This window comes from Streptomyces sp. NPDC058632 (assembly GCF_042717095.1).
In the GTDB taxonomy this organism is placed as follows: domain Bacteria; phylum Actinomycetota; class Actinomycetes; order Streptomycetales; family Streptomycetaceae; genus Streptomyces.
The window spans coordinates 20,945-27,347 of record NZ_JBHXQZ010000105.1 but is presented as its reverse complement, the minus strand read 5'-3'; the positions used below and the strand labels follow the sequence as shown (position 1 = coordinate 27,347).

Annotated in this window: 4 protein-coding genes and 1 pseudogene; 2 read left to right on the top strand and 3 right to left on the bottom strand. The window is 72.5% G+C overall.

Going from position 1 to position 6,403, the window contains the following annotated elements; translation table 11 throughout:
• Positions 1-181: 181 nt before the first annotated feature.
• Together ACFWVE_RS29960 and ACFWVE_RS29955 are read right to left on the bottom strand one after the other, a co-directional pair.
• Positions 182-2,245, bottom strand: coding sequence for a SpoIIE family protein phosphatase (locus ACFWVE_RS29960; RefSeq protein ID WP_384020650.1), 2,064 nt, complete (start codon positions 2,243-2,245; stop codon positions 182-184).
• A gap of 491 nt (positions 2,246-2,736) precedes the next feature.
• A complete protein-coding gene (locus ACFWVE_RS29955) occupies positions 2,737-3,306 on the bottom strand; it encodes a DUF6328 family protein (protein WP_384020647.1) in 570 nt (189 codons plus the stop codon).
• Positions 3,307-3,686: 380 nt separating this feature from the next.
• On the opposite strand from ACFWVE_RS29955, the pseudogene ACFWVE_RS29950 reads away from it, so the two are divergent.
• Positions 3,687-4,697, top strand: a pseudogene (locus tag ACFWVE_RS29950) (Y4yA family PLP-dependent enzyme); the annotation flags it as partial.
• A gap of 78 nt (positions 4,698-4,775) precedes the next feature.
• Here the strand turns inward: ACFWVE_RS29950 and ACFWVE_RS29945 are convergent.
• Positions 4,776-5,306, bottom strand: coding sequence for a GNAT family N-acetyltransferase (locus ACFWVE_RS29945; RefSeq protein ID WP_384020644.1), 531 nt, complete (start codon positions 5,304-5,306; stop codon positions 4,776-4,778).
• Positions 5,307-5,634: 328 nt separating this feature from the next.
• On the opposite strand from ACFWVE_RS29945, the gene ACFWVE_RS29940 reads away from it, so the two are divergent.
• Positions 5,635-6,387 carry a class I SAM-dependent methyltransferase gene (locus tag ACFWVE_RS29940; RefSeq protein WP_384020641.1) on the top strand — a complete coding sequence of 251 codons (753 nt, stop codon included), beginning with the start codon at positions 5,635-5,637 and terminating at the stop codon, positions 6,385-6,387.
• Positions 6,388-6,403: the final 16 nt, after the last annotated feature.

Genomic DNA, 6,403 nt, shown 5'->3' with positions numbered 1-6,403 from the left:
GCCACAGGTGGGGGGCCGTGGGGAGACGGTCCGCGTAAGGACGACGGGAGGAAGCACGAACGGGAAGGCCACCTGTGTCCCGGCCGGCCCGGTAGCGCCACCCGGTGAGGAGCGCGAGCAGGCTCGGGCGGGGGGCGGGGGCGGGGGCGGGGGCGCCGGGGACGGAGCGGTGGTCGTCGCGTCATTCACCGGGGCTGAGGAGGAGCAGGGCGATGTCGTCGCCGGGAGCGGGGGCGTGGCGGATGAGGAGGTCGGCCATGGCGCCGAGGTCGGTGGGGTCGGCGTGTTCGAGAAGCCCGGCGAGGGCCGCGGTGGCGTCGTCGATGTCGGTTCCGGGGGCTTCGACGAGCCCGTCGGTGTAGAGGGCGAGCACACAGCCCGGCGGCAGGGGGACTTCCAGGACCGGGTAGCGGGAGTCCGTCTCGATACCGAGCAGGAGACCGGGCGGAACAGGGAGGAGTTCGGTGCGTCCGTCGGCATGGCGCAGCAGGGGCGGCGGGTGGCCGGCGGTGGCCAGGCGCCCGCTGTGGGTGGCGAGGTCGAGGTGGACGTAGAGGCAGCTGGTGAACAGGTCGGGGTCGAGGTCGGTCAGCAGACGGTTGGTGCCGGCCAGGACGTCGTCGGGGGACGCGCCCACGGTGGCGTGGGCGTGGACGGCGGTGCGGACCTGCCCCATGAGGGCCGCGGCGTCCACGTTGTGTCCCTGTACGTCGCCGATGGTGGCACCGGCCGTGTGCTCGTCGAGACGGATGAGGTCGTAGAAGTCGCCGCCGATGCCCAGGCCCCGGGCAGCCGGCAGATAGCGGGCGGCGACCCTCAGACCGGGGACGTGGGGGAGCGTGTGCGGCAGGAGGGCGGACTGCAGGCGGTGGACGAGGTGGTGTTTGGCGTCGTAGAGACGGGCGCGGTCCAGGGCCTGCCCGACCAGACCGGCCAGCGACGTGAGAACGGCGCGCTCGCCGGGCGGGAAGACATGAGGCCGGCTGTAGGCGAGGAGGAGGGAGCCGATGGGGCGGCCGGACGCGATCAGCGGCAGAAAGGCCCAGGAGGCCATTCCGTCCTCGTGCACGGTGGGCGGATAGGCGCGCCGGAGTTCCGCGAAGGTCGCGAAGAAGTCCGGGACTCCGGTGGTGAGGACCTTGCTGCCGGGGATGTCCGAGGTCAGGGGGATGGCGTCGAAGCGGCCCACGATGTCGGCGCGGTAGCCGCGGTGTCCGTGGATCTTCAGGCGGCCGTCCTCGGCCGTCATCAGCACCATGGCCTGGGCGCCCAGAGCGGGCAGCAGCTGGTCGGCGCTCTGCTCGACCACGTCCTGCACGCCGACGGCCTCGGTGAGGGTGGCGGCCAGATGCATCAGGTGGTACAGCAGGGCGGCGCGGCTGGGACCCGCGGCCGGGGCGGACGGCGATGCGGGAGCGGCCTCGGACGGATCGGTGCCGGTGATGCGGACGCTGATGCCGGAGGGGTCCGGGTACAGCTCGAAGGACAGCCACGTATCCGGAGGGCGCAGGACGGTGAACGCCTGGGGCCGGCGGCTGACCATCGCGGCCCGGTAGCGGTCCTCGACCTGGGGGGCGTCCATCCACGGCAGCACTTCCCAGGGCAGGGCACCCACCAGGTCGGCCTGATCGGCACCGACGAGGTCGGCGGCTGCCGGGGTGATGAAGGTGATGCGGCCGTTCGTGTCCAGTGCGCAGGACCCTCCGGGCAGACGATCGACGAAGGCCGTGACCACTGCCGCCTCGGCGGGGGAGGGGATGTGCCCGGACGGTGGGGGCAGGGTCCGCGGCCGGTCGGCGGGCAGGAGCGGATCGCCGCGGTCCGCGGCCTGTCGCAGGAGACCGCCCAGGCGGCGGCAGCCCGTCCCGACGGCGTCACGCTCGCGCGGGCTCAGCTGTGGTGGGTGGGTTCCGGGCCACAGCAGCACCAGCCCGCCCTGAAGCGCCGTCCCGGAAGTGACCGGGGCGGCCGACAGCGCGAAGTCGTACGGCAGCACGAGCGCCGGCCGCGGGTAACGGCGCGCCATCTCCTCCTGACCGCTGATCCACACCAGGCGCCGCTCGCGCACGGCGTCCGCCACCGGCATCGGGTCGGACAGCGTGATCCGCCGCCACGGGGCCGCGAACTCATTCGGTATCCCTGCCACGATGCCCAGCCACAGAGCGTTGTCGCCCGGCGGCAGCACATACAGCAGCCCCCCGAACGCACCGGTCTCCCGCACCACGGCGGCCATCGCGGTGTCCATCAGTTGTCCACCCGAACCCGCAGCAGCAGAGAGGCCGGCCCGGTCGCGCGCCGCCCGGCCGCGTCGAGCGGCAGCCGCCGGGAGCCCCGTACCCACCGGAAGCGCATCCCGGCCGCCCCACCACCGGTGTCGGAACGCGTCCCGGACGGCGGCCGGCTCGCCCCGGCCCGTCGCCGGGCCGGTGGCGACGGGTGCGCCGGCTTCAGGCTGCCGGCCACCGCGGCACAACGGCATCCGCCAGTCCGCTCCGTGGAGGAAAGACCGCCTCTCTGCCGGATGACGGCCGTGTCCCGCGGTGCGCCCGCGGTCATCCGCCGGCGGTGCCGTGTCCGCCGCGTCGCCCGCCGGTGGGCCGGACGGCGGTGGCGGCTGCCGTGCCCGGCCGGTTCCGGCAGGGCCGCAGCACGCCGGCCACACCGAACATCACCCATATGTGGACACTACGCCCGACTTGTCGCGACGGCATATCGCCCTTCCCTCGCCCGGGTGCGCTATGCGCCGTCGGTGCGGGAGCGCCGAACGGCGCGGCGTCGCAGGTGCAGCGGCAGCGCGTACCAGCAGAGACCGAACCACAGCATGACCCCGCCGGCGAGTACTTCGGCGAGGACACCGGGGATCACGACCCGGAGGATCAGCAGAAGTGTGCAGCCGATGGTCAGCGCGAGGAGGACCATGCCGCACATCATCAGGCGGCCGGCGGCCTCCACGAGCTCGTCCTTCATGCGCTGACCGGACAGGAAGCGGTGGATGGAGACGGGTGCTATGAGCGATCCCGTGGCTGCCGCGCCGAGCACCACGGTGATGACGTAGAGGACGCGGTCGAACGTTTCCAGCTCCCGGAACAGCGGGGTGAAGGCCACGCTGAGCAGGAATCCGAAAAGGATCTGCACGCCCGTCTGGGTGACCCGTGTCTCCTGCAGGATCTCGTTCCAGCGGCGATTGACCCGCTCATGCGCTGGTTCCGGCGCTTCGGCACCGGGTCTCGCACCGTGGCCGTCGTGGCGCGCGCAGCAGGCGGTGTCCTCTCCCGCCGACTCGCCCGGTCTCTCCGTCATCGTCATGGCATCCTCCGAATCTCAGGAGAGCAGTTGCCCCCTTCGGGCCCTTCCACGCAGGTTTTGGACAGAGGAGGGCCGCTCCGGCCGCAGGGGTGGCGGAGGATGCCCCGCATGAACGAGGGCTCCGTGGCGCGGGCCGCGGCACGATCGTCGTCGCACACCGCCGGGCCACCATCCGCCGAACCGACCGCATCGCCGTCCTGGGAACCGGTGGCGTCACCGAAGAGGCACCCGGGGGAGCTCACCGGCCGCCCGGCAGCGCACTCGACCGGAGCCTCGCCCGCACCCCCTCCCCAGGGCCGGATACCGCCCCGGCCGCGCCCCGGTGAGGCTTAGCGGCGGGTGCGGTGGGAAACGACTATTCCCGAACGACTGTCGCAGCGATGGTCGGTCGACACGGGGAGGGGCCCTACGTGGACACGCCCTTGTATCTGAGGCCGAGGGCGGATCCGCCGCTCGCTTCACTACTGGAGGCCCAACCGTTCCTGCACTCGCTCGTCGACGCGCTGGGCTCTCCGCTCAACGTCCTGCTCCCCGAGGTCGTCGCCGGGAACGCAGCACGTTTTCGTGCCGTCTACCGTCGCCATCACCTCGCCGGGCGCGTGTACTTCGCACACAAGGCGAACCGGTCCAGCGCGCTGGTGCGGAGACTGGCGGCGGAGGACGTGGCCGCCGTCGGCATCGATGTCGCCTCTCCGGAGGAGTTGCGGCACGCTCTGAGCTGCGGATTCACCGGAGACCGGATCATGGCCACCGGCCCCAAGGATGCCGAGTTCCTCTGGCTGGCGGCGCGGGTGGGTGCGACGGTGAACCTGGACTCGCCCGGCGAGCTGGAGCAGCTCGCCGGCCTGGTGCGCAGGCACGGCCCGGGCAGGGCCGACGTACTGGTGCGCCTGTCCGGATTCGAGTCGGCCGCCGGCCACGGGGGAGCGGGCACCCGGATGCTCTCACGGCGCAGCCGCTTCGGCACCCCGCTGCGCGAGGCGCAGACGCTGTTGTCGGCTCTCGAACAGCACTCGGACGCCGTGGAGTTGACCGGTGTCGCCTACCACCTCGACACCACCGGCGTGGAGGAGAAGGTACGGGCGCTGGAGCAGTGCGTGCTGTTCATGGACGACTGCCGGGCGCGAGGACTCGCCCCGCGCGCCGTCGACATCGGTGGGGGATTCGGCGTCGGCTACCTCGCCGAGGCCGGGGAGTGGGAGCGGTGGACCACCGCGCTGAGCGAGGCGGTGCTCGGCGGCCGCCCACCGCTGACCTGGCGCGGTCACGGCTACGGGCTGCGCAACGAGGGCGGCACGGTGCGCGGAACCGCCGCGCTGTACCCCGCCCACCGTCCCACCGCCGGCCCCGGCTACCTCGACGAACTGCTCTCGCTGCCCGCAAGCGCCGTGCTGGTGGCGGTCATGGGCGGCGCGCCCGGGGCCGAGACCCCGGTCGGGGCAGGAGCCGTACGGGAGGGGTGAGCGGCCTCAGAGGGCCAGACCCATCAGGATCTCGTCCCGGTCGTCACCGGGCGCCACCCGCAGCGCGCCCGGCCACCTCCCGACCTCGGTCCAGCCCGCCCTGCGGTAGAAGTCCTCGAGCCCCAGACCCGACCTCGCGGTGAGCTGCAGCCGTTCCAGGCCCATTTCGTCGCGTGCGACACCCGTGGCGTACCGCATCAGCGCGGCACCGACGCCCGTGCCCCGGAAGCGGACATGTGTCTGGACGTGGTTGACCGTACCGCAGTGTGCCGCGAGAGGGTGTTGCTCGCGGCGCAGGAGCATCCAGCCCGCGAGCGTGCCGTCCGCGCCCGCCAGGAGGAGTCTGCTCCGGTCCGGGGAGAGTTCCCGCACGATCCTCTCGATCGCCGGCCAAAGTGCCGTCGGAGTCACCGGAGGCAGCGGACAGTCCATGGGTACGACGGCCCCGCCCGCGTTGATGACCTCTGCCCAGCATTCGGTGAGTTCCCGCCTGGCGGCCGCGGTGGCGTCCTGGGCCCGGCTGATCTGCGTGATCACGGGAGCGTGCACTGTCTCATGGGTTGTCACACCCGGAAGCCTGCCAGCCGCGCGGTACTCCGGGTACTCCGCGTCGCCCCTCCGCGCGCCGGCCGCACCGGGTTTCCGGCCGCGGGTGGGCTTCGCCCGAACGGGGAGGGACTCCACCACTTCTAGTAATGAAATTCATTTCTGATTACTGTGTGGGGTGAGCGTCGCGCGACGTGGTCCGGAAGCGGGTCCCGGCGGCCGTCGGGAACCCTCGCGGTGACCGTGCCGACGGCCCGTGGTGCCCGTGTGTGCGTCCGCTCTTCGACGAACCGTGTGGCACCGAGTTTCTGGAGCAGTGATGAGCGACCCCTACGAGCGGTCCGCCGAGTACCTCGACATCATGATCGCCGAGTCGTGGGAGCCGCTGGCCCCGGCCCTGGTGGAAGTCCTGTCGCACGTCCGGGCCGCAACCGGGGCCGTGATGGACCTCGGGGCCGGGTCCGGCAGGGGCGTGCGAGCCATCTGTGACGCGTTGCCGCGGGTGCCGGTCCTCGCCGTCGAACCTTCCGCCGCGATGCGTGCCGTCCTGCTCGCCCGAGTCCACGAGGACGACGAACTGCGCAAGCGCGTCACGGTGGTTCCCGGCGACTGCGCGAGCGCCGACTGGCCCGACGGTGTGCGCGCGGTGGTGGCCCTGAACATGATCGGCCACCTGCCGCCCGGGCAGAGGCGCGCGCTGTGGAGCCGTGCGGCGCGGCAACTCGCCCCGGGCGGAGTGCTGGTGTTCAACGCCGCTCCGCCGTTCGCCCCGGTGGAGGTGGAGCGGGTGCGCATGGCCCGGGTCGCCATCGGTGAACTGGAGTACGAGGGCTGGGCGAGCGCCCGCCCTACGGGAGCGGACGAGATCACCTGGCGCATGGAGTACGGCGTCCTGCGCCAGGGCCGGCCGCTGACCGGGACGTCGGTCGAGTACCGCTGGTGGGTCGCCGCGGAGGACGTGCTGGCGGCCGAGGCCGCCGAGGCGGGGTTCGCGCTGCGCCGGGCGGGTGACCCCGCGCTGGGGCTGTGTGTCCTGGAGCGCGCGAACGAACTGGCACCACGCATTAGTTGATCTGATAATCATTTTC

Coding starts and splice junctions, on each gene's coding strand:
- ACFWVE_RS29940 (WP_384020641.1), top strand. CDS start 5,635: ATGAGCGACCCCTACGAGCGGTCCGCCGAGTACCTCGACATCATGATC.
- ACFWVE_RS29955 (WP_384020647.1), bottom strand. CDS start 3,306: ATGACGATGACGGAGAGACCGGGCGAGTCGGCGGGAGAGGACACCGCC.
- ACFWVE_RS29960 (WP_384020650.1), bottom strand. CDS start 2,245: ATGGACACCGCGATGGCCGCCGTGGTGCGGGAGACCGGTGCGTTCGGG.